Raw genomic sequence first — 23,425 nt, forward strand, 5'->3', positions numbered from 1 at the left:
GGGCGTGCCCCGAAGGGCGATCCGCCGGCGCTACGACACGAGGGAAACGGGGGGCGGATGAGCACCGAAGCACCACGCTCGTCGCGCATCACGGACGCCCTCCTTCCTCCGGGGCCTCCGGCCGAGCCCCCCGTCACTCCCGCCGAGACCACCACCCGCCTCCGCCCGATCACCGACTCGACACCACCACCGTCGCCGCGCGCCGCGGCTGGTGCTGCCGGCGCGGCATCCGGCGCCGTGCCCCCGCGCCCGTCCGGGCCGCCGCCCGGGAGCCGGCCGGGCGCCGCCGTTCCCGCGCAGGGGAACGCCTCGACGGGGCCGGGCGGGCAGGGAGGCGTCGGATCGCGGCCCTACGCCGAGCACGCGCGCCCTGCGGCTCCGGCCCGGATGCCCCGAAGCGGCGCGGCCGTTCCGCCGCAGCCCTCGCGGCCGCCGTGGACGCCGCCGGTCCTCCCGTACGCGAGCGCCCTCCCCGAGACACCGACCGAGATCACCACCCGGCTGCGGCCCATCCGGACCCGCCACCCGGCACGGTCCGCCGCCGCGGTCGCCTGCCTCGTCCTCGGGCTCGGGCTGGTCGGGGGCGCCGTCACCGGCAGTTGGCTCGCCGGGGACCCGTCGACGTCGCCCACGGCCACCGGCGGCTACACCGAGGCACGCACCCTCTGGCACAGCGTCCCCGTCGACAGCCTCTTCCCGCGCACGCTGAACGGACCCGGCGCGGGGCCCGGCCGCGCCGACCGCTCCTGGACACGGATCGCCGTCGCGCCCGACGGGCCCTGCGCGGGGGCCCTCGATCCGCTGCTGGTGAAGGTGGTGCAGCCGGTCGGCTGCCTGCGCGTCCTGCGGGCGACCTACACCGACGCCACCGCCACCAGCGTCACCACCGTCGGCATGATCTTCACCGAGGCGGACCAGGACGCGATGGCGGCCCTGCGCACCCGCTTCTCCCGCGAGGGCCTGGACGAACGCGCGGACCTCATGCCCCGGACCTACGCCGCGCCCGGCACCGCCGCCGCGGGCTTCGGCGACAAGCAGCGGGCCAGCTGGACCGTCAGTGTCCTGCGCGACGCGCCGGTCATCGTGTACGCCGTCTCGGGCTTCGCCGACGGGCGCACCGTCGCCGACCCCCAGCCGGCAGGCGAGGCGATGGTCACCGGAGCCACCTCCGCTCCCGCCCAGGCAGGCCTGGGCCATGAGGCCAAGGGCATCGCGGACCGCATCGAACGCGCCCTGCGCAAGATCGCAGCCCCGGCCACGGAGCGCCCCGAGTGACCCCGCAGCCCACCCACGCCCCGAGGCCCGTCCGCATCGCGGGGCCCGCACGCCGCCGCGCCGGCGGCGCCCTCGCCGCCGCCCTCGCCTTCGTCCTCGTGTCCGCCGCGCCCGCCCAGGCCGACGGCATCCGCGCACGCCAGTGGGCCCTCGACGCCATGCACACCGACGAGGCGTGGCAGACCACCAGGGGCGAGGGGATCACCGTCGCCGTCCTCGACACCGGCGTCGACGACAGCCACCCCGACCTGGCGGGCCAGGTGCTCCCGACCAAGGACCTCATCGGCTTCGGGGCCAAGCGCGGTGACCGCGCCTGGGCCCAGCACGGGACCGCCATGGCCGGGATCATCGCGGGGCACGGCCACGGGCCCGGCCGCGAGGACGGGGTGCTCGGCATCGCCCCCGAGGCGAAGATCCAGCCGGTCCGGGTGATCCTCGAAGGCAGCGACCCCGCCCGCAAGAGGGCCCGCAGCACCCGCGGCTCCGCCCTCGCCGACGGCATCCGCTGGGCCGCAGACAACGGCGCGGACGTCATCAACCTCTCCCTCGGCGACGACAGCGAGTCCGCGCACCCGGAGAAGAGCGAGGACGCGGCCGTCCAGTACGCCCTCGCCAAGGGCGCCGTGGTCGTCGCGTCGGCCGGCAACGGCGGCCAGAAGGGCGACCACATCTCGTACCCCGCCGCCTACCCCGGCGTCATAGCCGTCGCCGCCGTCGACCGCTTCGGCACCCGCGCCTCCTTCTCCACCCGCCGCTGGTACGCCACCGTCAGCGCCCCCGGCGTCGATGTCGTCATCGCCCACCCCGACCGGCGCTACTACGAGGGCTGGGGCACCAGCGCCGCATCGGCGTTCGTCTCCGGAGCCGTCGCGCTCGTGCGGTCCGCCCACCCCGGCCTGACCCCGGCGCAGATCAAGGAACTCCTCGCCGACACCGCGCGGAACGGTCCCAGGAGCGGGCGCGACGACGCCAAGGGGTACGGAATCGTCGACCCGGCTGCCGCGCTCGAGGCGGCCGACAAGATCGCCCCGGCCGATGCCAGGGCCGCGTCCACGTCCGGCTACCGCAAGCGCTACTTCGGCAGCGGCCCTGCCGCCCCGTCCGCCGCCGACGTGCCGGGCGGTCTGCTCGTCCCCGTCGCCGGAGGCATCGGCGCCCTGCTGCTCGCCGGCGCGGTCGTCCTGTGGCGCGGCGGCCGCCGGCGCACCTGAAGCGCGGCCCCGACCGCCTCCGCCTCCACGCGCGCGATCCCGGCTTCCAGGGTCGGATGGCCGTCCGACAGGACGGCCATCAGCAGACCACCGGCCCGCCCCACGGAGTGCACGGCCCACAGCCCGCTGTCCCGCTCCGGCAGCCAGCCGTTCTTCAGCGCACAGTCCCCGCCGGCAGCCGAGACCCCCCAGTCCTGGCCCGCGACGACGCGACCCATCAGCCGCTCGATGTGCGGATGGGCCCCGCCGAACACCGCCCGCAGGAGGGTGAGCTGATCCCGTGCGGTGGTCCGCGTCAGACCCCACGCCCGGTCGGCCCGTGTCTCGACGAGCCCGAGCCGGGCATGCGCCGCGTCCAGCCCGGCGGGCCCGCCGATCACCTCCCACAGCGCCGTAGCCGCGTCGTTGTCGCTCCGCACGATCATCGCCTCGGCGTACGCCGCTTCGCGCCCGCTCGGCGCACGCGCCTCGTCCCCGGCGCGCAGCAGCAATGCGGCCAGGACCGACACCTTCACGATGCTTGCGCAGACGTACGACCGGTCATCGCCGTACACAACGGTGCGGCCGCTCTCCGGGTCGAGCACGGCGACCGAGACACAGGCACTCATACAGCGGAGGTTAGGCTCCTTGCGTGGCGCTCAAGAGCATTCCCGATCCCGGCTTCTCCGACGACGACGGCACCGCCGACCCGGCCCTGACGGCGGCCCTCGCCGCCTGGGCCGAGGACAGGACCGCCGAGCAGCCGGTCCTCGAGGCGCTCAAGGGCGCCCGCCTCCTCGTCCCCGTCGTCGCCGTGCTCGGTGAGGTGGAGGAGGACGAGAAGGGACTGCGCCGCGAGAAGACGAGCGACATGGCCGTGCCCACGCTGACGGCGGGAGACCGCCGGGCGCTGCCCGCGTTCACGTCGACCGAGTCGCTGGCCCGTTGGGATCCGGCGGCGCGGCCCGTCGCCGTCCCCCTGCACCAGGCGCTGCAGGCCGCCGCGCACGAGAGGGCGGACACGGTCGTGCTGGACCTCGCCGGCCCGGTGCCTTACCAGCTCACCGGCCCCGCCCTGCTCGCCCTCGCCGAGGGGCGGACGAGCACCGACCCGCTGGCCGACCCGTCGGTGACGGCGGCGGTACTGGCGGCGGTCGCCGCCGAGCCCGCGGTGCTCCGTGCCCACCTCGGCCCCGGCAGCGCCGACGGCACCCTGGCGCTCGTGCTGGCACCGGACGCGGTCCCCGCCGAGGCGGCCCGGCGCGTCGCCCGCGCGCTGGCGGCCGACGAGACGCTGCGGGCCCGGCTGGTGCGCGGACTCGACCTCGCGCTGCTGCCCCCGGAGGCAGCGCCTCCGGGGGAGCCCCTGTACGTACGGCCCTGAGGGCCACCGCATATCGTGTGGCGCATGAGTGACGCGACCCCCAGCAATGCGACCCCTGGCGACGCGACCCCGGGCGACGGGTCCCCCGACTTCGACGCCATGACCCGCGACATCGCGGAGGTTCCCGCGGTCGAGGTGATCGTCACGGTCGCGGTCAACCTGATGAGCGCCGCCGCGGTGAAGCTCGGCCTCACCGAGGACGGCGAGAAGCACAAGGACCTTGACGAGGCCCGCAAGCTGGTCCATGCGCTGGCCGGGCTGCTCGACGCCGGTGCGACGGAGATCAGCTCCTTCCACGCGGCGCCGCTGCGCGACGGCCTGAAGTCGCTCCAGCTGGCCTTCCGCGAGGCGTCGGTCGTGCCCGACGAGCCGGGCCAGGGCCCGGGCGAGAAGTACACGGGCCCGGTCTTCGGCTGAGTCCGTGACATGCGGGCGGACGCGTGGCGCCCGCCGGTTAGCCCCTTCCGCCCGGAGCTGCTAACCTTGTGTAACGACCGGTCGGACATGGATGTGTCCGACCCACAAGTGGAGGCTCCGATCTCCCACCTGGCCGCCCTCAGGGTGGCGGGTCACCGGTCAGACGGCGACCATCGTTCCGTACGGACGATGGAGCCGTCCGAGTAGCGCCCCGCGGTTGACCGCGGCGGTGTTCCGGTAGTTCAAGGAGCCCCGCCTGTGTCCCGTCGGGGCCATTTTTCATGACCCGGTGCGGTTGGTCTAAGGAAACAGACGTTGCGCGGCTGTCCGCCAGACTGCCGCGTGGTGCTACCGAGGAGGATCCATCAGCGCCGAGCCCCGCATCAACGACCGGATTCGCGTTCCCGAGGTGCGACTTGTCGGTCCCAGCGGCGAGCAGGTCGGGATTGTTCCGCTTGCCAAGGCCCTGGAGCTTGCCCAGGAGTACGACCTCGACCTGGTCGAGGTGGCGGCGAACGCCCGTCCGCCTGTCTGCAAGCTCATGGACTACGGCAAGTTCAAGTACGAGTCGGCCATGAAGGCCCGTGAGGCGCGCAAGAACCAGGCGCACACGGTCATCAAGGAGATGAAGCTCCGGCCGAAGATCGACCCGCACGACTACGACACCAAGAAGGGTCACGTCGTTCGGTTCCTCAAGCAGGGCGACAAGGTCAAGATCACGATCATGTTCCGTGGTCGCGAGCAGTCCCGGCCGGAGCTCGGCTACCGGCTGCTGCAGCGGCTCGCGGAGGACGTCCAGGACCTCGGTTTCGTGGAGTCGAACCCGAAGCAGGACGGCCGAAACATGATCATGGTTCTCGGTCCGCACAAGAAGAAGACCGAGGCGATGGCCGAGGCCCGCGAGGCTCAGGCCGCCCGCAAGGCGGAGCGCCAGGGGCAGTCCGCCCAGGCGGAGACCTCCGCCGAGGAACCCGCCGAGGAACCCGCAGAGGCCTGATTCCAGGACAACCCGTCCCGGACATCAACCGACACATCTGACGCTTTCGCCTGCCGGTTTGCGGATCGGCGACGGAAGCGCACTGACGAGGAGATAACGGCGCTATGCCGAAGAACAAGACGCACAGCGGTGCCAAGAAGCGCTTCAAGATCACCGGCTCCGGCAAGGTGCTCCGTGAGCGCGCCGGCAAGCGCCACCTGCTCGAGCGCAAGTCGTCCAAGCTGACGCGTCGCCTCACTGGCAACGCCGAGATGTCCCCGGCCGACAGCAAGACCATCAAGAAGATGCTGGGCATCTGACTGATCCCCGGCCCCCGGTGACGGGGGCTTCCGGCCGAGACCGGGACACATTCGTTTCCGGGCCGTGTGAGTCCAACCACGGCCCCGCTACAAGGAGTTAACAAGTGGCACGCGTCAAGCGGGCAGTCAACGCCCACAAGAAGCGCCGGGCGATCCTCGAGCAGGCCAGCGGTTACCGCGGTCAGCGTTCCCGCCTGTACCGCAAGGCGAAGGAGCAGGTCACCCACTCCCTCGTCTACAACTACAACGACCGCAAGAAGCGCAAGGGCGACTTCCGTCAGCTGTGGATCCAGCGCATCAACGCCGCTGCCCGCGCGAACGGCATCACCTACAACCGCTTCATCCAGGGTCTGAAGGCCGCCAACGTCGAGGTGGACCGCAAGATCCTCGCCGAGCTCGCGGTCAACGACGCGGGTGCGTTCGCCGCGCTCGTCGAGGTCGCCCAGAAGGCGCTCCCGGCGGACGTCAACGCCCCGAAGGCCGCGTCGGCGGCCTGACGGCCGTCCCTCGCGTCCCTCCGGACACCCCGGACCCGCAGGCCCCTGGCCTGCGGGTCCGCGTGCGTCCGGCTGAGCACGCAGACCGCGCCGGGGCCGGGGCGTGAGGCCTCGCGGCCCCGTGCCCCCGCACCGGGCCGTCCGCCCGCGTCGGGTCGTGACCCCGACGCCCGCGGCGGGCCTGCCCGGCGGAGGGGTGGCGGACACGGCCCTCGCCCCGCCGTTGCCGGCTGTGCCGAGGCGTCTGCGCTGCGTGGAGGGCAAGCCCCAGGGCACCCTGGAACGTGACCGGCACCACTGGGTCGGCCCGGGTGTCCGCCCCGGTGCAGGTGCTCGATCGCCCGGTGGGCTCGATGCGTGCCCGGTACCCCCGGGTGGGCCCGGGCGTCCGTCCTCGATCGCCCGACGGACTCCACAGGAGCCCCTCGCCGGTGGAGACGGGAGCCTCGCGCTCCCACGCCCGAGGGCGTCGGTCGGAGGTCCGGGGCGATGCCCCGGAACCAACGCCCTGACGTCCCCCGAACGCCCGCGGGGCGCAGGGGAGCGTGAGGTGCCGGGTCCCGGGGGGCAGAGGCCCAGCGGGGATCCGGGGTGAGCCCCCGCGCGGCGGAGCCGCAGACCGACACTGCGGGAAGAGTCCGGTAGGGGAGACAAGGCCCTGCCGCAAGCGGCCCCGCGCCCACGAACGAGACCGAAGAGAAGTGAGTGCACCTCATGCACACCCCCGAGCTGATCTCCCCGCGATCCCCGCGCGTCGTCGCCGCGCGACGCCTGGCCCGGCGGAACTTCCGGTCGAAGGACCGTCGGTTCATCGCCGAGGGGCCGCAGGCCGTACGGGAGGCCGCGGAGCACAGGGGCGGCGACGGTGAGGCGACGCTGATCGAGCTGTTCACCACCGTCGAGGCGGCCGAGCGCTACGCGGACATCGTCGACGCCGCCCGCGCCGCAGGCGCCCGGATCCACTACGCCGCCGACACCGTGCTGGCCGAGGTCTCGCAGACCGTCACGCCCCAGGGACTCCTCGGCGTCTGCCGCTTCCTCGACTCGCCGTTCGAGGAGATCCTCGCCGCCAGGCCCAGGCTCGTCGCCGTCCTCGCCCACGTACGCGACCCCGGGAACGCCGGTACGGTCCTGCGCTGCGCGGACGCCGCGGGCGCGGACGCCGTCGTCCTCACCGACGCGTCCGTGGACCTGTACAACCCCAAGTCGGTTCGGGCGTCGGTCGGTTCGCTGTTCCACCTGCCCGTCGCCGTCGGCGTACCCGTCGAGCAGGCCGTCAGCGGGCTCAGGTCCGCCGGCGTGCGGATCCTCGCCGCCGACGGGGCCGGGGACGACGACCTGGACGACGAGCTCGACGCCGGGACCATGGGCGGGCCGACCGCATGGATCTTCGGCAACGAGGCCTGGGGCCTGCCCGAGGAGACCCGTGCGCTCGCGGACGCCGTCGTGCGCGTACCCATCCACGGCAAGGCCGAGAGCCTCAATCTCGCGACCGCGGCCGCGGTGTGCCTCTACGCCTCGGCCCGCGCCCAGCGCACCCCGGGCGGCTGCCGGGGACGGTGACCGCGGAGCCCCAGGAGCTCGCAGGGTGTCGCTCTGTCACCGGCGACTAGTAAGGTGACGAACTCGGGGGCCCACTGCACCGGTTCGAGAGGTGGGGTACGGGGATGGCTGTCGGCACGAGCGGGCCGTCGGAGGCGCACATCGCCTCGGCGTGTCCGTCCACGGGCGCCGCAGGCCTGGAGGTGGACCCCGACGACCTCCCCGACGGATTCGTCGTCGCGGACGAGACCGGCCGCGTGATCTGCTTCAACGCCGCGGCCGTACGGATCACAGCGACCCCCCGCTCCGAAGCGCTCGGCCGCCCCCTCGAGCAGGCCCTGCCCCTGGAGGACCTCAAGGGGCGCCGCTGGTGGACCCTGACCGACCCGTACGGCGGCCTCGGCACCCGCGTCGGCCAGCCCGAGCGCAATCTCCTGCTCCCCGGCGGCCGCGAGGTCCTGGTCTCCGCCCGGTACGTGCGCGAGGTTCCCACCGGCCCCGTGCGCCGCGTCGTGGTCTGCCTGCGCGGCACCGAGGCGCGGCGCCGCACCGAGCGCAGCCACGCCGAGCTGATCGCCACCGTCGCCCACGAGCTGCGCTCCCCGCTGACGTCGGTCAAGGGCTTCACCGCCACCCTGCTCGCGAAATGGGAGCGTTTCACCGACGACCAGAAGCGGCTGATGCTGGAGACCGTCGACGCCGACGCGGGCCGCGTCACGCGCCTCATCGCCGAGCTCCTCGACATCTCCCGGATCGACTCCGGCCGCCTCGAGGTGCGCCGCCAGCCCGTCGACATCGCTGCCGCCGTCGGCCGCCACATCCAGGCGCACACCGCGGCCGGCCAGTCCCCGGACCGGTTCTTCGTCCGCGTCCAGCGCCGGCTCCCCGATCTGTGGGCGGACCCCGACAAGATCGACCAGATCCTCGGCAACCTGCTGGAAAATGCGGTGCGCCACGGCGAGGGAACCGTCACCATCGACGTGGCACCCGCGCCCGCAGTCCCCGGAAAGAACGTCGAGAAGGGAACGGCCGTCACCGTGAGCGACGAAGGCCCCGGCATTCCCGAGGAGTCGATGGGCCGTGTCTTCACCCGCTTCTGGCGGGGAAGCAAGCGTGGCGGCACCGGACTCGGTCTGTACATCGTCAAGGGCATCGTCGAGGCGCACGGCGGGACGATCACCGTCGGCAGGGGCCCCGGCGGCGGTGCGGAGTTCCGATTTATCCTGCCCGTCGGCGCCCCGGCGTATCTCAGCTGACACACGCTGAGTCCCGCCCTTCGGCCCACGGGCTCTTACGCACACCTCACCCCGCTAAACTCGACCTTTGGCACCTTTGCGTCCTCGGTCGTCGAGCGGGGGCCCCAGCCACCCCATCGGAAGTACGGGAAAACATGTCGGCACCCAATAAGTCGTACGACCCAGTCGAGGTCGAGGTACTGAAACCGGAAGAGATCGAGCGCATGCGGGACGAGGCGCTCGCCGCCTTCGCGGCCGCCGGCGACCTCGACGCGCTCCACGAGGCGAAGATCGCGCACACCGGCCCCGCGTCGCCGCTCGCGCTCGCCAACCGGGAGATCGGCGCCCTGCCGCCGCACGCCAAGGCCGACGCCGGCAAGCGCGTCGGCCAGGCCCGCGGTGCCGTGAACAAGGCCCTGGCCGCCCGCCAGGCCGAGCTGGAGGCGGATCGCGACGCCCGCGTGCTGGTCGAGGAGGCCGTGGACGTCACCCTGCCCTACGACCGCACTCCGGCCGGCGCGCGCCACCCGCTGACCACGCTCTCGGAGCGCATCGAGGACGTCTTCGTGGCCATGGGCTACGAGGTCGCCGAGGGCCCCGAGGTCGAGTCCGAATGGCTCAACTTCGACGCGCTGAACATCGCCGCCGACCATCCGGCCCGCGGTGAACACGACACCTTCTTCGTCGAGGGCCCGCGCGGCGCCGAGAGCTCAGGCGTCGTCCTGCGCACGCACACCTCGCCCGTGCAGGTCCGCTCACTGCTGGACCGCGAGCCGCCGGTGTACGTGATCTGCCCCGGCCGTGTGTACCGCACCGACGACCTGGACGCCACCCACACCCCCGTCTTCCACCAGGTCGAACTGCTCGCTGTGGACGAGGGCCTGACCATGGCCGACCTCAAGGGCACGCTCGACCACATGGTGCGGGCGCTCTTCGGTGGTGAGGGCATGAAGACCCGGCTGCGGCCGAACTTCTTCCCCTTCACCGAGCCGTCCGCCGAGATGGACATGGTCTGTTACGTGTGCCGCGGCGAGTCCGTCGGCAACCCTGACCGGCCCTGCCGCACCTGCTCCAGCGAGGGCTGGATCGAGCTCGGCGGCTGCGGGATGGTCAACCCGAAGGTGCTCGTCGCCTGCGGTGTCGACCCGGAGAAGTACAGCGGATTCGCCTTCGGGTTCGGCATCGAGCGGATGCTGATGTTCCGCCACAACGTCGAGGACATGCGAGACATGGTCGAGGGTGACGTCCGGTTCACCCGGCCGTTCGGGATGGAGATCTGATGCGGGTCCCGCTTTCATGGCTGCGGGAGTACGTCGACCTGCCGGCGACGGAGACCGGCCGTGACGTACAGACCAAGCTCATCACGGCCGGCCTGGAGGTCGAGACCGTCGAGCGGGTCGGTGCCGGGCTCAAGGGCCCCCTTGTCGTGGGCCAGGTGCTCACCATCGAGGAGCTGACCGAGTTCAAGAAGCCGATCCGCTTCTGCACCGTCGACGTCGGCCAGGCCAACGGCACCGGCGAGCCCCAGGAGATCATCTGCGGCGCCCGGAACTTCGCCGTCGGCGACAAGGTCGTCGTGGCCCTGCCCGGTGCGGTTCTGCCCGGTGACTTCCAGATCGCCGAGCGCAAGACGTACGACCGGATGTCCCGCGGCATGATCTGCTCCGGCGACGAGCTCGGCATGGGCGACGACGGCTCGCACGGCATCATCGTGCTGCCGCCCGAGTACGAGGTCGGCATCGACGCCGCCGAGCTGCTGGAGCTGTTCGACGAGGTCCTCGACATCGCCGTCACGCCCGACCGCGGCTACTGCCTGTCGATGCGCGGCGTCGCCCGCGAGACCGCCATCGCGTACGGGCTGCCGCTGCGCGACCCGGCGCTGCTCGACGTCCCGGGCCCGAACTCCTTCGGCCACCCGGTGAAGATCGCCGACCCCATCGGCTGCGACCGCTTCGTCGCCCGTACGGTCGTCGGTCTCGACCCCGAGGCGCACTCGCCGATCTGGATGCAGCGCCGGCTGCAGAAGGCCGGCATGCGCCCGGTCTCGCTCGCGGTCGACATCACCAACTATGTGATGCTCGAGCTCGGCCAGCCGCTGCACGCCTACGACCGGTCCCTCGTCGACGGGCCGATCGGGGTGCGCCGCGCCGAGCCCGGCGAGAAGTTCACGACCCTCGACGGCACCAAGCGCGTCCTGGACGCCGAGGACCTGGTCATCACCGACAACCGCGGGCCGATCGGCCTCGCGGGGGTCATGGGCGGAGCGAACACCGAGATCGCCGACTCCGTCCGCGACCCCGAGACCGGTGAGGTCAAGGGCACCACCGAGGTCGTCATCGAGGCCGCGCACTTCGACGCGATCTCGATCGCCCGCGCCGCGCGCCGGCACAAGCTCTCCTCCGAGGCGTCCAGGCGCTTCGAGCGCGGCGTCGACCCGCAGGCCGCGGCCGCCGCCGCGCAGCGCACGGTCGACCTGCTGGTGCTGCTCGCCGGCGGCACCGCCGAGGCCGGCGTCACCGAGATCGTGGCGCCCTCTGCGCCGCGCACGGTCACGATGCGCGCCGACCACCCCGACCGCGTCGCCGGTGTCCACTACGGCCGCGAGACCGTCGTACGCCGACTCCAGGAGGTCGGCTGCGACGTCTACGGCCAGGACGAGCTCGTGGTCACCGTTCCGTCGTGGCGCCCCGACCTGCACGCGCCGAACGACCTGGCCGAGGAGGTCATCCGGCTGGAGGGCTACGAGAACCTGCCCTCCACGCTGCCCACGCCGCCATCTGGCCGCGGGCTCACCGGCCGGCAGCGGCTGCACCGGCGCATCGGCCGCGCGCTGGCGGGCGCCGGATACGTCGAGGCACTGAACTACCCGTTCGTCAGCGAGCAGATCTTCGACCAGCTCGGCCTGGACGCGGAGGACACCTGCCGCCGCGTGGTCAAGCTCGTCAACCCGATCTCCGACGAGGAGCCGGCGCTGCGTACGGCGCTACTGCCGGGGCTGCTCGCCGCGCTGCGCCGCAACCACGGGCGGGGCGGCCACGACCTGGCCCTCTTCGAGACCGGGCTGGTCTTCCGGCCGGGCGCCGAGGCCGGAGTCGCGGCAACGCAGCTGCCCGTCGACCGGCGCCCCACCGACGAGGAGATCGCCGCGCTGAACGCCGCGCTGCCCGCGCAGCCGCGGCATGTCGCGGTCGTCCTGGCGGGCGCGCGCGAGCAGGCCGGCTGGTGGGGCGAGGGCCGCCCGGCCGACTGGGCGGACGCGGTCGAGGCGGCGCGTACCGTCGCCCATGAGGCGGGCACGGAGCTGATCGTCCGCCAGGACCAGTACGGACCGTGGCACCCGGGCCGCTGCGCCGGCCTCTTCGTGGTGATCGACGGCGAGGAGCAGCCGGTCGGCTTCGCCGGTGAGCTGCACCCGCGCGTCGTCAACGCACTGGGTCTGCCGCCGCGCACCTGCGCGATGGAGCTCGACCTGGACCGCGTCGAGCAGGCGTCCGCCGGTGTCGTCCAGGCGCCGCGGATCTCCACGTTCCCGGTGGCCACGCAGGACGTCGCGCTGGTCGTCTCCACCGAGGTCCCGGCCGAGGAGGTCGAGCGGGTCCTGCGCGAGGGCGCGGGCGAGCTGCTGGAGTCCATCCGGCTGTTCGACGTCTTCACCGGCGAGCAGATCGGCGAGGGCAAGAAGTCCCTGGCCTACGCGCTGCGCTTCCGTGCCGCGGATCGCACGCTGACGGTCGAGGAGGCCTCCGCGGCCCGCGACGCCGCCATCGCGCTCGCCACGGAGCGCGTCGGCGCGGTGCTGCGCGGCGCCTGACGCCCTGCGGCCTCGCGGCCCTGAGGCCCTGCCCGAGGGGGCGTACCCGGAACTGTTCCGGGTACGCCCCCTCGGCGTCGGGCCCGGGCGCGGATGCCTCCGGCGGTTCAGGGTGCGCAGGGTTGTCCGCTACCGCGGGCGTGGCTGGTGTGTTCGTTCTCAAGTGCTGGTCGGGCGGGGGGTTGCGGTACCCGTATCGCCGGGCGGCCCCGCCCCACGGGCCGGCGTGACCTCGACCGCACGGTGCCGGGCAGTCCCCGACAACCAGCCCGTCCGGCGTTCGAGGCTGGACACCCGGTTCGCCGCCGCAGTACCGGCACACTGCCGGACCTCGCTCACGGGGGCCGGAGCGGCCACCAAGGTGCCGCGCGGGAAGGAGTTCGCGGCCGGCGCCGCCCGCCCTGCCGCGGAGTGTCGGGCAGATCAGCAGGGCGGACGGCGCGGATGCGGGCCGCCGCGCTGTACGAGGGGGAGCCGGCGGCCCGGCCGCCTCCATGAGAGACAGCTCAGTCAACCGGCACACAGGGCACGGCGGCAGAGCGCGCACGGCACGGATATATGCATTCCTTTCACACCCCGTGCGAACCGCGCTCCACTACGCTGGGCCGCACCGAGCCAACGGAGGGGCCCATGCAGCCCAACACCCTGCTCGACGCGCTGCTCGACGAGGCGGGCATCTCCCATGCGGGCCTGGCCGCCCACGTCAACCAGGCGGGCCGGGCGCGAGGCCTCGCGCTACGGTACGAACACACGGCCGTGGCCCGCTGGTTGAAGGGCCAGCGGCCCCGCGGCCAGGTGCCGGATCTGATCTGCGAGGTGCTCGCCTCCCGGCTGCACCGCGTGGTCACGCTCGACGACATCGGTCTGGGCGTCCCCGGGGAAGCCGCTGCCGCCCCGCACGGCTCACCGCTCTCCGGTTTCGTCGAGCGCGCCACCGCCCTGTGGCGCTCCGACGAGCAGCAACGCCCGCACATCATCGGCGCGGCGGCGGTCACGGGCACGCCCGCGGTGATGCCCGTCTGGGAGTGGGAGAACCCCCCGGAGGACGCGGACGTCTCCCGCAGCGGCCAGGCCCGGGTCAGCATGGCCGACATCAAGATGCTGCGTGCCGCCCGCGCGCACTACGAGCTGATGTACCGGAAGGCCGGCGGGATCGCCACCCGTTCCCGGGTCGTCGGCTTCCTCAACGCCGAGACCGCCCCGCTGCTCCGCGGAGCCTACAGCGACGCACTCGGCCGCCAACTGCACCGCGCCACCGGCGGACTTGTGGCCGTCGCGGGCATCTGCGCCTACGACTCCGACGCGCACGGCCTCGCCCAGCGCTACTTCCACCAGGCACTGCGCCTGGCGAAGGCGAGCGGCGACCGGGGCCTCGGCGCCTATGTCATCGCGCTCCTGGTCAACCAGTCGCTGTTCATGGGGGAGTACCGGCAGGCGGTCGCCTTCGCGGAGGCAGCGCTGCGGGCCGCCGGGCGGCAGATCACGCCCGCGCTGGCCGCCGATCTGTACGCGATGCAGGCGAAGGCCTACGCGCAACTCGGCGACGGCGGCAGCGCGCTCGGCCGCATCCGGCGCGCCGAGGCCGAGGCGGAGCGGATCCGTCCGGGACATGAGCCGGACGAGACGGGCTATGTGCAGCCGGGGCTCGTGAACGTCCAGGTCGCGGAGGCGCTGCTGAGCCTCGGCGACCTGACCGGAGCCCGCGAGCACGCCGCCGCGGCGGCCGCGAGTCCGGCGCACGACCGGGGCCGGGTCCACCGGCTCGCCATGCTCAGCCAGATCGAGCTCCGTCAGGGCGAGGCGGACCGGGCCGCGCGGACCGCGACGGAAATGACCGAGCGGGCGCGGGGGATGGAGTCCCAGCGGCTGAGGGACCGGCTGCGCGAGGTCCGCCGGCACCTGGTGGAGAACGGGTCCCCGACCGCCGCCGAGGCGGCCGAACTCATCGACGGGGCCCTGCGGGTGCCCCTGTGAGGGCGCCGGTTGCTTGGTGAGCGTTCCCCCGCGCGCCCACTCCTGCTGCGATATTGCCATCTACTTGTCGGAAGGTGGCAGAGAAGTGCAGTGGACGAATTTAAGCGAACACACTGTGTACGAGAACCGCTGGTTCAGGGTGAACCTCGCGGACGTGGAACTTCCCGACGGGCGGCACCTGGACCACTTCCTCATCCGTCTGCGCCCGGTCGCGGTCGCGACCGCCGTCAACGAGGCCAACGAGGTCCTCATGCTCTGGCGGCACCGCTTCATCACCGACAGCTGGGGCTGGGAACTCGCCGCGGGTGTCGTCGAGGACGGCGAGGACGTCGAAGCCGCGGCGGCGCGGGAGATGGAGGAGGAGACCGGCTGGCGGCCCGGACCTCTCCAGCATCTGCTGACCGTCGAGCCCTCCAACGGCCTCACCGACTCGCGGCACCACCTCTACTGGTCGGAGGCGGCGACGTACATCGGCCATCCCGAGGACGACTTCGAGTCCTCGCGCCGCGAGTGGATACCGCTGAAGCTGGTCCCCGACATGATCGCCCGCGGCGAGGTCCCGGCCGCCAACATGGCGGCCGGGCTGCTGATGCTGCACCATCTGCGGCTGGGCTGACCCGGCAGCCGGCGTGCCCCTCACCCTCCGAGCGCCTGCCAGACCGCCACCGCCAGGGCCCCCACCGCGGTGAGCGCGGCGACGGCGGGCAGTGGCCACTTGGCGTGCTCGATCGCCACGACGCGCGTGGCCAGATCGGTGAGATCCCGGTCGATCCGGTCATGGCGCTGTGCGAGCAGGGCCAGTTGTCCGTCGATACGGGCGAGACCCACGTCGAGCGAGCGCCGCAGCTCCGCGAACTCCTCGACGGCCGTTAAGTGATCGGGGTCGGTGGTCACCTCTGTGCTCCTCCTCGGGAAAGTCGTCCCACGGGTCCTCGATGTCGCGGGCCCGAGTCAACCCTCCCTGCTGGGAGCAGGGGAGCGTGTGCGCACGGCATATGCGGACACGCTCCTCACACCCCGTGTGAAACACCAGTGCGAATCACACGCATCAGGAGTACGAGTAGAAGCCCGAGCCCGTCTTACGGCCCAGCCGTCCCGCGTCCACCATGCGCTGCAGCAGCGGCGGGGCCGCGTACAGCGGCTCCTTGAACTCGGTGTACATCGAGTCGGCGACCGAGGCCACGGTGTCGAGGCCGATCAGGTCGGACAGCTTGAGCGGGCCCATGGGGTGGGCGCAGCCGAGCTCCATGCCGTTGTCGATGTCCTCGCGGCTCGCGATGCCCGACTCGAACATCCGGATCGCGGAGAGCAGATACGGGATGAGGAGCGCGTTCACGACGAAGCCCGAGCGGTCCTGCGCACGGATCGCGTGCTTTTCCAGCACCTGCTGGACCACGGCCTCGGAGCGCTTGATGGTCTCCTCGGACGTGGTCAGGGCGGGAATGAGCTCGACGAGCTTCTGCACCGGCGCCGGATTGAAGAAGTGGATGCCGATGACCTGGTCGGGACGGGACGTCGCGACGGCCAGCTTCACCAGCGGAATGGAGGAGGTGTTCGACGCGAGGATGGCGTCCGGCCGGGTCACGACCTGGTCGAGCACCTGGAAGATCTCGGTCTTGACCTGCTCGTTCTCGACGACTGCCTCGATGACGAGATCCCGGTCCGCGAACTCCCCGAGATCGGTCGTGAAGCTGAGCCGGGCCAGCGTCGCCTGGTGCTCCTCCTCGGTGATCTTGCCGCGTTCGGCGGCCTTCGAGAGGGAGCTGTACAGACGCGTACGGCCGAGCTCGAGGGCCTCGCCGGTGGTCTCGGCGACCTTGACCTCGAGCCCGCTGCGGGCGCACACCTCGGCGATACCGGCGCCCATCTGGCCACAGCCCACCACTCCGACGCGGGATACGTCGGCCACAGTCTCGGTCACATCGTGCCTTTCGCTGATATTGCGTGGTCTTCAGTGCGGCAGGTCCCCCGTTTGGTTCCGGCGCCCGCCTCGACCCCACGACGTTACTCCGAGGGTGCGTGTGCTCCGAGGGCCGGGGCGGCATGCTTCGCCCTATGACACAGATCACCAGAAGAGGATTCGTCTCGGCGGTCGGCTCCCTCGCCGCGCTGGCGATGGCCGCAGACACCTCGACGGGCGCGGCCGCCGCCCCGGCCGGCCGTAGGAGCGGGCCGGAGTTCCGCGGTATGTGGCTGGCCTGCGTCGCCAACCGCGACTGGCCGTCCAAGGCCGGTCTGAGCGCGGGTGCGCAGCGCGCGGAGCTGCTGGACCACCTCGACACGGCGGTGGCCCGCCGGCTCAACACGGTCGTCCTCCAGGTCCGGCCGACCGCCGACGCGCTGTGGCCGTCGCCGTACGAGCCGTGGGCCGCGTGCCTCACCGGCGTCCAGGGGCGGGACCCGGGCTGGGACCCGCTCGGCACCGCCGTGGCGGAGGCCCATGCGCGCGGGCTGGAGCTGCACGCCTGGTTCAATCCGTACCGGGTCGCCACGCACACGGACCCGACGCGGCTCTCCCGGAACCATCCGGCGCGGCTGAACCCCCACTGGGCGGTGCCGTACGGCGGAAAGCTCTACTACAACCCGGGGCTCCCCGAGGTCAGGGCCTTCGTCCAGGACGCGATGCTCGACGCCGTGGCGCGGTACGACATCGATGCCGTGCACTGGGACGACTACTTCTACCCCTATCCGGTCGGCGGGCAGGAGTTCGACGACGACGCGGCGTACGAGAGGTACGGCGCGGACTTCCGGAGCAGGGCGGCCTGGCGGCGCAACAACATCGACCTGCTGGTGCGCGAGACGGCCGCGCGAATCAGATCGACGCGAGCGGGGGTCCGCTTCGGGATCAGTCCGTTCGGGGTCTGGCGCAACGCGGAGACCGACCCGCTGGGCTCGGACACGGCGGCAGGTGTGGAGACGTACGACGATCTGTACGCCGACACCCGCACATGGGTGCGCGAGGGCTGGATCGACTACGTCGTCCCGCAGCTGTACTGGCACATCGGCATGGCCGCCGCGGACTACGCCACCCTGCTGCCCTGGTGGGCCGAGGTGGCCCGGGGGAGTGGCGTCGACCTCTACATCGGAGAGGCGCTGTACAAGGCGGGAGACCCGGCTCAGGCCGACTCCTGGCAGGACCCGGCCGAGCTGTCACGCCACCTCACGCTCGCCGCCGACTACGCGGACGTGCGCGGCCACTGCTTCTTCTCGGCGAAGGAAGTCACGAAGGACCGGATCGGGGCGATGGCCCGCGTGGTGGCCGATCACTATCCGACCCGGGTCCTGGCGCCGCGGCACTGAAGAGGGGCGGTCGGGGGTGGTCAGGGTCCGGTTTCGAGATGGTGGCGTACGACGGTGTCGGGACCGGGTGACATCAGGCACTCGTGACCGTCGTCCTCGAAACGGACGCGGTACGGCGGGTTGCCCCTGTCGCCCAGCACCTCTACGACTTCGGCCGTCCGGTCGTGCTGACCGACGACCCGGCCGTGTACGACCAGCTTGTCTCCCACACTCGCTTCCATCGGGCGTGACCTCCTTGCAGGGGGTGGTCGGTATTCCTGAGTCTACGTCCGGGTGTGTGACCCTTGTCACCCTCAGAAGGTCCCCGTGCGGTCTCAGGCGTTCGCTCGCTGGGTGACGGCGATGCAGACGAGGACGGCGCAGGCCGCGACCGGGGCGGCGGGGGAGAAGTGCTCGGAGAGCAGCAGCACGGACCAGACGAGGGTCAGCAGCGGCTGGGCGAGCTGGAGCTGGCTGGCCTTGGCGATACCGATCGAGGCCATGCCGCGGTACCAGACGTACAGCCCGAAGAACGTCGATCCGGCGGCCACCCACAGCAGCCCGGCGATGCCGTGGGCGGTCGGTCGGACCGGTTCGGCCATCAGGGCGAGGACCGCGCCCGGCACGGCGAGCGGCAGGCACAGGATCAGCGCCCAGCCGATCACCTGCCAGCCGGGCATCAGCCGTGCCAGCCGGCCGCCCTCCGTGTAGCCCGCGGCACACACCAGCAGGGCGCCGAACAGGTAGACGTCGCCGGTCGAGAGCGCTCCGCCGCTCTGCTGAAGCGTGAACGCGATCACGACGGCAGCGCCGGCGAGCGCCGCGGCCCAGAAGGTGCGGGAGGGCCGCCGCCTGGTGCGTACGGCCGCGAAGACCGCGGTCGTGAGCGGGAGCAGCCCGACGACCACGGCGGCGTGGGAGGTCGTCGAGGTCTGCAGGGCGAGGGTCGTGAGCAGCGGGAAGCCCACGACGACGCCGCCCGCGACGACCGCGAGGGGACCCCAGAGCCGCCGGCCGGGGACCGGCACGCGGAACGCGAGGAGGAAGCCGCCCGCGATCAGGGCGGCGAGGACGCTCCGTACGGCGACGAGGGACCAGGGCCCGAAGGACTCCAGACCCCAGACGGTGGAAGGGAAGGTGAGCGAGAAGGCGACGACACCGAGCGAGGCGAGCAGGGTGCCGCTGCGTCCACCGGTGTCGGTCGTGACGAGCGGAGCCGAACCGCTGACCGCTATCGACCTGGTGGCAGTAGCGCTATCCTGTGTTGTCATGCAAGAGCGTAGCAGTGTGGCCGAGCTGGCAAAATCCTTGAAGCGGGAGCTGAACCGCTACTCAGTTGGTGAGAAGCTGCCGTCGAGCCGGGTCCTCGTCGAGCGCTACCGCGTATCCCCGGTGACCGTCTCCCGCGCTCTCGCGCAGCTCGCGGCCGAGGGGCTCGTCGTCACCCGGCCGGGCGCGGGCGCCTTCCGGGCGGAGCCGCATGCGGACACCTCCCTGCCCGGGGACACCTCCTGGCAGGAGGTCGCGCTCAGCGCGGACGCCGCGACCGAGCTGGTGCCCCGAGCCGTGGACGCGTCGGGCGTGCTGGTGACGCTCGCGGCGCCGCCGCCCGGTGTGATCGAGTTCAACGGCGGCTATCTGCACCCCTCCCTCCAGCCGGAGCAGGCGATGGCCGCCGCGCTCGCCAGGGCCGGACGGCGCCCCGGAGCCTGGGGCAGGCCACCCACCGACGGGCTGCCGGAGCTGCGCGAATGGTTCGCCCGCGGCATCGGCTCCGGTGTCACCGCCGCCGAGGTGCTCGTCACCGCGGGCGGCCAGTCCGCCCTCACCACCGCGCTGCGCGCCCTCGCCCCGCCCGGCGCCCCCGTGCTCGTCGAATCGCCCACCTATCCCGGAATGCTGGCCATCGCCCGCGCCGCCGGACTCCGTCCCGTACCCGTGCCGGTCGACCCCCAGGGCGTACGCCCCGAGCTCCTCGCCGCCGCCTTCCGCGCCACCGGAGCGCGGGTCCTCGTCTCCCAGCCGCTCTTCCAGAACCCTACGGGCGCCGTGCTCGCCCCCGAGCGCCGTGCCGAGGTGCTGCGGATCGCCCGTGCCGCCGGCGCGTTCGTCATCGAGGACGACTTCGCCCGCCGCCTCGTCCACGACGATGCGGGCCCCCTCCCCGCCCCGCTCGCCGCGGACGATCCCGACGGCGTCGTCGTCCACGTCTGCTCGCTCACCAAGGCCACGTCCCCGAGCCTGCGCGTGGGCGCCCTCGCCGCCCGCGGCCCCGTGCTCGAACGCCTGCGCGCGATCCACGTCGTCGACACCTTCTTCGTCCCCCGTCCCTTCCAGGAAGCGGCCCTCGAACTCGTCGGCTCCCCGGCCTGGAGCCGCCACCTCCGTGCCGTCGCGGCCGAGTTGAGGACCCGCCGCGACACGATGGCCGCCGCGCTGCGCCTGCACCTCCCCGAACTCGCCCTCCCGCACATCCCCTCCGGCGGATACCACCTCTGGCTCCGCCTCCCCGACGGCACCGACGAGTCCGCCCTCGTCTCCACGGCCCTCCGCGCAGGCGTCGCCGTCGCACCCGGCCGCCCCTACTTCAGCGCCGAACCCCCGGCAGGCCACCTCCGGTTGAGCTTCGCGGGCGTGGTGGGCCCGCCGGAGATCGCGGAGGGGGTACGGCGGCTGCGCACCGCCTGCGACGAGATCCTCGGATGACGACCCGTCACGGGCGCGGTATCGGCACCCTCCCGCAGAGGAACTCCGTACCGTCGAGCAGCTCCGGGGTGATCCGGACCCCGGTCAGCCGCTCGGCGAACGCGAACGTGGCTGCGGTCGTCAGCGCGAAATCGTCGTCGTCGACCTGGTTCTGTGGATCCCGCACATCGAGGCCGGCCGCGCTCATCTCCTCGACCGAACCGTCGGGGTCCGCGCCGTAGCGTGCGTACGCGAACAAGGGCTCGAAGTTCAGCCGCAGCTCGCCGTCCACGAACCAGTTCACATAGTCGGCCGCATTGATGTTGCGGAAGTGCGACACCAGCTCCGAGCCCCGCGACAGAGGGCTCAACACCTCGTCCAGCGTTCCGACGTAGCCATTCGGCTCGATCATCAAGGCCCATCCCTGCGACGTCGTGACGCCCACGAACTGGCTGTCGCCGCCGTCCCAGGCCTCGTGCGCCGCCTCGACCAGGCCCCTGGTCCCGGTCATCCGCACACCGCGGTCGGCGGCCCCCAGCCGTGTCAGAAGCTCCTCCGGTGCGAGCCCCCGTACCAGGGTCAGGCAGTACGCCTCCGTCAGCTCGGGACAGTGCCCGTCGAGCCAGCCGTAGTCGGCTGCAGTCGCGTTCATGGGAAGATCGTGGCAGCTGCCACTGACAATCGGCTCCCGGCCTGCGAAGGTGCGGTGATGAGCGACGACACGACGGTCACCTTCGGCGCGTACGAGATCTCCACCGACCCGGCACGCCTCGACCCCGCCCGTATTCACCACTGGCTCTCCACCGACGCCTACTGGGCCATCGGCCGCAGCCGCGAGAAGCAGGACCGGGCCATCGCCGGGTCGCTGAACTTCGGGGCGTACGACTCCGCGACCGGCGAGCCCGTCGGGTACGCCCGGGTCGTCACCGATCACGCCACCTTCGCCTGGCTCTGCGACGTGTACGTCGACCGGCCCGCGCGCGGCAGAGGGCTCGGCACCGCGCTCGTCGAGGCGGTCCGGGACCACCTCGCGCCGCTCGGGCTGCGGCGGATCCTGCTCGCCACCGCGGACGCGCACGGCGTTTACGAGAAGGTCGGATTCGCACAGCTCAGTGACCCGCGGGAGTGGATGAGCCTCGGTCTCCGGTGAACTTCGTTAACGGTCGGTAACCCCCCTTGACCGGGGCCCCGTCCGGCACCACGATCCCGCCATGAGTGTTCGGATCACCCTTGTGGCCGCCGCGCGCTGCTCCTCCCGGCTGGCCGAGCGCTTCGACGACGACCGGCCGCTGGACCAGGCCGGCTGGCACGAGGTGCAGCTCGCCGCACATGCCCTCGTGCCGCTGGGCGCCGCCGAGCTGCGCTACTGCTCGCCGACCGCCCGCAGCCGGGCGACGGCCGACGCGCTCGGGTACGCCCCGCTCGCCCAGCCCGCGCTGAGCGACTGCGACATGGGGCGGTGGCGCGGCTTCACGCTGGCAGAGGTGGCGGCGCGCGAGTCGGACGCCGTCGACGCCTGGCTCGCCGATCCGCGCTCGGCGCCGCACGGCGGGGAGCCGCTGCTGGGGTTCATCTCCCGGATAGGGGGCTGGCTGGACACCCGCCCCGCCGACGACGTCGGTTCCATCCTGGCCGTGGCCGAACCCGCTGTCGTACGCGCCGCGCTCGTGTACGCGCTGAAGGCCCCGCCGTCGACGTACTGGAACGTCGATGTCCGTCCGCTCTCCACCGTCGTCCTCACCGGCAGTTCGCGCTGCTGGAACCTACGCCTGGAGGCCGGGGCCTGAGCGCGAGCGGGCCGCCCCCTCACCGGCCACCATCACCACGCTCCCGGAGGCGGCCGACTCGCGCATGCGCGTCAGCAGATGGCGTACGGCCCAGCCGACTGCTCCCGTCGCGAGCCCGCCCCCGACCCAGCTCGCGGCCCTGCTCCCGTGGCCGTTTCCGTTCCCTTTCCCCTGCGCGGCCTCCGCGCGCAGCCACCGCAGCCCGTCCGCCGCCGCGTCCTCCGCCACCGGGATCACCAGATCCAGCAGTTCCGGGCGGAACGCCGGTTCCGTGCGCGGCCGGCCGATGCCGGGGATCGGGGACGGCAGCCCGGTCGTGTAGTCGGAGCAGCCACCCGCCCAGGCGGGGAAGTACGCGGAGTGCTCGGCGTCCACGCCCGCGACCCGGGTCCCGGGGCCGCCCCGCTTGCGTGCGTACCGCCCGAGTGTCGCCGTGGTCGTGCCCGTCCCCAGGCCTGCCACCAGCCACGCCGGATTCGCAGCAGCCGCCTCCGCCAGCTGTCCGTACAGCTCCTCGGCGAGATCCGGCAGCGGGCAGCGCGCGAGCGCCCGCTCCGAGTCGGCGAAGTGGTCCAGGAAGTGACCGCCGAGCTTGACCGCGAGCCCCCGCGCCTCGTCCTGGATGTCCGCGGGGACCGATGCGATCCGCCACCGCCCGCCGTACCACTCGACCGCCTCCCGTACCGCCGGGGTCGTCTTGGCCGGTACGAGCGCCACGAACCCCAGCCCGGCGCGGCGCGCGCAGTACGCCCCGGCCACGGCCGCGGGCCCGCCCGTCCCCATCACGAGGGTCGTGCCCTCGCGCACCGCGCCGTCCAGGACCGCCTCGCACAGCAGCGCCCGGACGAGGCGGTGCTTGAGCGTCCCGGACGGGTGCGCAGACTCGTCCTTGACGTACAGCTCGCCGGGCGGCCCGGTCAGCCGGACCAGCGGGGTCGGTTCCGCGTCCGCGCACAGCTCACGTACGGCATCCGCGGCCCAACGACCGCCCTCCGCATGCACCATGCGCCTATGATCCCCGCGGTGACCGGCACACTCCGCACCATCACCTCC

At 72.7% G+C, this 23,425-nt stretch carries 23 protein-coding genes and 1 pseudogene; 17 read left to right on the top strand and 7 right to left on the bottom strand.

What is annotated here, in order from left to right:
• The first annotated feature begins 57 nt into the window (after positions 1–57).
• Together ACWCP0_RS14875 and mycP are read left to right on the top strand one after the other, a co-directional pair.
• On the top strand, positions 58–1,275 hold the full coding sequence (locus ACWCP0_RS14875) for a hypothetical protein (RefSeq protein WP_451079212.1): 1,218 nt from the start codon (positions 58–60) through the stop codon (positions 1,273–1,275).
• Positions 1,272–2,486, top strand: a complete 1,215-nt coding sequence (mycP, locus tag ACWCP0_RS14880) for a type VII secretion-associated serine protease mycosin (protein ID WP_451079213.1) — start codon at positions 1,272–1,274, stop codon at positions 2,484–2,486. Before ACWCP0_RS14875 ends, mycP begins: the two co-directional genes overlap by 4 nt.
• Before the next feature lie 302 nt (positions 2,487–2,788).
• Here the strand turns inward: mycP and ACWCP0_RS14885 are convergent.
• Positions 2,789–3,094: pseudogene (locus ACWCP0_RS14885) on the bottom strand (serine hydrolase); the annotation flags it as partial.
• 23 nt (positions 3,095–3,117) lie between these two features.
• Between ACWCP0_RS14885 and ACWCP0_RS14890 the strand changes: the two are divergent.
• The 11 genes from ACWCP0_RS14890 (at position 3,118) to ACWCP0_RS14940 (ending at position 15,237) form a co-directional block, all read left to right on the top strand.
• A complete protein-coding gene (locus ACWCP0_RS14890; RefSeq protein WP_451079214.1) occupies positions 3,118–3,849 on the top strand; it encodes an SseB family protein in 732 nt (243 codons plus the stop codon).
• 24 nt (positions 3,850–3,873) lie between these two features.
• Positions 3,874–4,266 carry a DUF1844 domain-containing protein gene (locus tag ACWCP0_RS14895; protein WP_451079215.1) on the top strand — a complete coding sequence of 131 codons (393 nt, stop codon included), beginning with the start codon at positions 3,874–3,876 and terminating at the stop codon, positions 4,264–4,266.
• Between the two features lie 364 nt (positions 4,267–4,630).
• Positions 4,631–5,263, top strand: a complete 633-nt coding sequence (gene infC / locus ACWCP0_RS14900) for a translation initiation factor IF-3 (protein WP_451079349.1) — start codon at positions 4,631–4,633, stop codon at positions 5,261–5,263.
• Between the two features lie 104 nt (positions 5,264–5,367).
• Positions 5,368–5,562 carry a 50S ribosomal protein L35 gene (rpmI, locus tag ACWCP0_RS14905; protein WP_451079216.1) on the top strand — a complete coding sequence of 65 codons (195 nt, stop codon included), beginning with the start codon at positions 5,368–5,370 and terminating at the stop codon, positions 5,560–5,562.
• Positions 5,563–5,666: 104 nt separating this feature from the next.
• Positions 5,667–6,059 carry a 50S ribosomal protein L20 gene (gene rplT / locus ACWCP0_RS14910; protein WP_242333133.1) on the top strand — a complete coding sequence of 131 codons (393 nt, stop codon included), beginning with the start codon at positions 5,667–5,669 and terminating at the stop codon, positions 6,057–6,059.
• 714 nt (positions 6,060–6,773) lie between these two features.
• Positions 6,774–7,622 (top strand): TrmH family RNA methyltransferase, encoded by an 849-nt coding sequence (locus ACWCP0_RS14915; protein WP_451079217.1) that lies wholly within the window; start codon positions 6,774–6,776, stop codon positions 7,620–7,622.
• 104 nt (positions 7,623–7,726) lie between these two features.
• Complete coding sequence (locus tag ACWCP0_RS14920; RefSeq protein WP_451079218.1) at positions 7,727–8,857, top strand: ATP-binding protein; 1,131 nt, start codon at positions 7,727–7,729, stop codon at positions 8,855–8,857.
• A 134-nt stretch (positions 8,858–8,991) separates the two neighbouring features.
• Positions 8,992–10,116: a phenylalanine--tRNA ligase subunit alpha gene (pheS, locus tag ACWCP0_RS14925; protein ID WP_451079219.1), complete on the top strand. Its 1,125-nt coding sequence runs from the start codon at positions 8,992–8,994 to the stop codon at positions 10,114–10,116.
• Positions 10,116–12,647 (top strand): phenylalanine--tRNA ligase subunit beta, encoded by a 2,532-nt coding sequence (pheT, locus tag ACWCP0_RS14930; protein ID WP_451079220.1) that lies wholly within the window; start codon positions 10,116–10,118, stop codon positions 12,645–12,647. The genes pheS and pheT overlap by 1 nt, the downstream gene beginning before the upstream one ends.
• Before the next feature lie 630 nt (positions 12,648–13,277).
• Complete coding sequence (locus tag ACWCP0_RS14935) at positions 13,278–14,621, top strand: transcriptional regulator (RefSeq protein WP_451079221.1); 1,344 nt, start codon at positions 13,278–13,280, stop codon at positions 14,619–14,621.
• Positions 14,622–14,706: 85 nt separating this feature from the next.
• Entirely contained in the window at positions 14,707–15,237 is a 531-nt protein-coding gene (locus ACWCP0_RS14940) for an NUDIX domain-containing protein (RefSeq protein ID WP_351224049.1), read from the top strand.
• A 20-nt stretch (positions 15,238–15,257) separates the two neighbouring features.
• Here the strand turns inward: ACWCP0_RS14940 and ACWCP0_RS14945 are convergent, their stop codons facing one another.
• Entirely contained in the window at positions 15,258–15,515 is a 258-nt protein-coding gene (locus tag ACWCP0_RS14945; protein ID WP_451079222.1) for a hypothetical protein, read from the bottom strand.
• 154 nt (positions 15,516–15,669) lie between these two features.
• Positions 15,670–16,530, bottom strand: a complete 861-nt coding sequence (locus ACWCP0_RS14950; RefSeq protein ID WP_451079350.1) for a 3-hydroxybutyryl-CoA dehydrogenase — start codon at positions 16,528–16,530, stop codon at positions 15,670–15,672.
• Between the two features lie 146 nt (positions 16,531–16,676).
• On the opposite strand from ACWCP0_RS14950, the gene ACWCP0_RS14955 reads away from it, so the two are divergent.
• Positions 16,677–17,921 (top strand): glycoside hydrolase family 10 protein, encoded by a 1,245-nt coding sequence (locus ACWCP0_RS14955; RefSeq protein ID WP_451079223.1) that lies wholly within the window; start codon positions 16,677–16,679, stop codon positions 17,919–17,921.
• 20 nt (positions 17,922–17,941) lie between these two features.
• Here the strand turns inward: ACWCP0_RS14955 and ACWCP0_RS14960 are convergent, their stop codons facing one another.
• Positions 17,942–18,142, bottom strand: a complete 201-nt coding sequence (locus ACWCP0_RS14960) for a DUF1918 domain-containing protein (protein WP_351224055.1) — start codon at positions 18,140–18,142, stop codon at positions 17,942–17,944.
• A 93-nt stretch (positions 18,143–18,235) separates the two neighbouring features.
• Positions 18,236–19,171: a DMT family transporter gene (locus ACWCP0_RS14965; protein ID WP_451079224.1), complete on the bottom strand. Its 936-nt coding sequence runs from the start codon at positions 19,169–19,171 to the stop codon at positions 18,236–18,238.
• Between ACWCP0_RS14965 and ACWCP0_RS14970 the strand changes: the two genes are divergently transcribed.
• Positions 19,170–20,606, top strand: coding sequence for an aminotransferase-like domain-containing protein (locus ACWCP0_RS14970; protein ID WP_451079225.1), 1,437 nt, complete (start codon positions 19,170–19,172; stop codon positions 20,604–20,606). The two genes, ACWCP0_RS14965 and ACWCP0_RS14970, sit on opposite strands and share 2 nt — an antisense overlap.
• A 7-nt stretch (positions 20,607–20,613) precedes the next feature.
• On the opposite strand, the gene ACWCP0_RS14975 is transcribed toward ACWCP0_RS14970, so the two are convergent.
• Entirely contained in the window at positions 20,614–21,237 is a 624-nt protein-coding gene (locus tag ACWCP0_RS14975) for a DUF6461 domain-containing protein (RefSeq protein WP_451079226.1), read from the bottom strand.
• Between the two features lie 57 nt (positions 21,238–21,294).
• On the opposite strand from ACWCP0_RS14975, the gene ACWCP0_RS14980 reads away from it, so the two are divergent.
• Positions 21,295–21,735, top strand: coding sequence for a GNAT family N-acetyltransferase (locus tag ACWCP0_RS14980; protein WP_451079227.1), 441 nt, complete (start codon positions 21,295–21,297; stop codon positions 21,733–21,735).
• A 61-nt stretch (positions 21,736–21,796) separates the two neighbouring features.
• Positions 21,797–22,372, top strand: coding sequence for a histidine phosphatase family protein (locus ACWCP0_RS14985; protein WP_451079228.1), 576 nt, complete (start codon positions 21,797–21,799; stop codon positions 22,370–22,372).
• On the opposite strand, the gene ACWCP0_RS14990 is transcribed toward ACWCP0_RS14985, so the two are convergent.
• Complete coding sequence (locus ACWCP0_RS14990; protein WP_451079229.1) at positions 22,349–23,377, bottom strand: pyridoxal-phosphate dependent enzyme; 1,029 nt, start codon at positions 23,375–23,377, stop codon at positions 22,349–22,351. The genes ACWCP0_RS14985 and ACWCP0_RS14990 overlap by 24 nt on opposite strands.
• Positions 23,378–23,425: the final 48 nt, after the last annotated feature.

This window comes from Streptomyces sp. NPDC001970 (assembly GCF_053594115.1).

Bases quoted from the DNA above. Each gene is read 5' to 3' on its own strand.
- ACWCP0_RS14875 (WP_451079212.1), top strand. From the start codon at position 58: ATGAGCACCGAAGCACCACGCTCGTCGCGCATCACGGACGCCCTCCTT.
- ACWCP0_RS14895 (WP_451079215.1), top strand. From the start codon at position 3,874: ATGAGTGACGCGACCCCCAGCAATGCGACCCCTGGCGACGCGACCCCG.
- rpmI (WP_451079216.1), top strand. From the start codon at position 5,368: ATGCCGAAGAACAAGACGCACAGCGGTGCCAAGAAGCGCTTCAAGATC.
- ACWCP0_RS14915 (WP_451079217.1), top strand. From the start codon at position 6,774: ATGCACACCCCCGAGCTGATCTCCCCGCGATCCCCGCGCGTCGTCGCC.
- ACWCP0_RS14920 (WP_451079218.1), top strand. From the start codon at position 7,727: ATGGCTGTCGGCACGAGCGGGCCGTCGGAGGCGCACATCGCCTCGGCG.
- pheS (WP_451079219.1), top strand. From the start codon at position 8,992: ATGTCGGCACCCAATAAGTCGTACGACCCAGTCGAGGTCGAGGTACTG.
- pheT (WP_451079220.1), top strand. From the start codon at position 10,116: ATGCGGGTCCCGCTTTCATGGCTGCGGGAGTACGTCGACCTGCCGGCG.
- ACWCP0_RS14935 (WP_451079221.1), top strand. From the start codon at position 13,278: ATGCAGCCCAACACCCTGCTCGACGCGCTGCTCGACGAGGCGGGCATC.
- ACWCP0_RS14955 (WP_451079223.1), top strand. From the start codon at position 16,677: ATGACACAGATCACCAGAAGAGGATTCGTCTCGGCGGTCGGCTCCCTC.
- ACWCP0_RS14960 (WP_351224055.1), bottom strand. From the start codon at position 18,142: ATGGAAGCGAGTGTGGGAGACAAGCTGGTCGTACACGGCCGGGTCGTC.
- ACWCP0_RS14970 (WP_451079225.1), top strand. From the start codon at position 19,170: ATGCAAGAGCGTAGCAGTGTGGCCGAGCTGGCAAAATCCTTGAAGCGG.
- ACWCP0_RS14965 (WP_451079224.1), bottom strand. From the start codon at position 19,171: ATGACAACACAGGATAGCGCTACTGCCACCAGGTCGATAGCGGTCAGC.
- ACWCP0_RS14975 (WP_451079226.1), bottom strand. From the start codon at position 21,237: ATGAACGCGACTGCAGCCGACTACGGCTGGCTCGACGGGCACTGTCCC.
- ACWCP0_RS14980 (WP_451079227.1), top strand. From the start codon at position 21,295: ATGAGCGACGACACGACGGTCACCTTCGGCGCGTACGAGATCTCCACC.
- ACWCP0_RS14985 (WP_451079228.1), top strand. From the start codon at position 21,797: ATGAGTGTTCGGATCACCCTTGTGGCCGCCGCGCGCTGCTCCTCCCGG.
- ACWCP0_RS14990 (WP_451079229.1), bottom strand. From the start codon at position 23,377: ATGGTGCATGCGGAGGGCGGTCGTTGGGCCGCGGATGCCGTACGTGAG.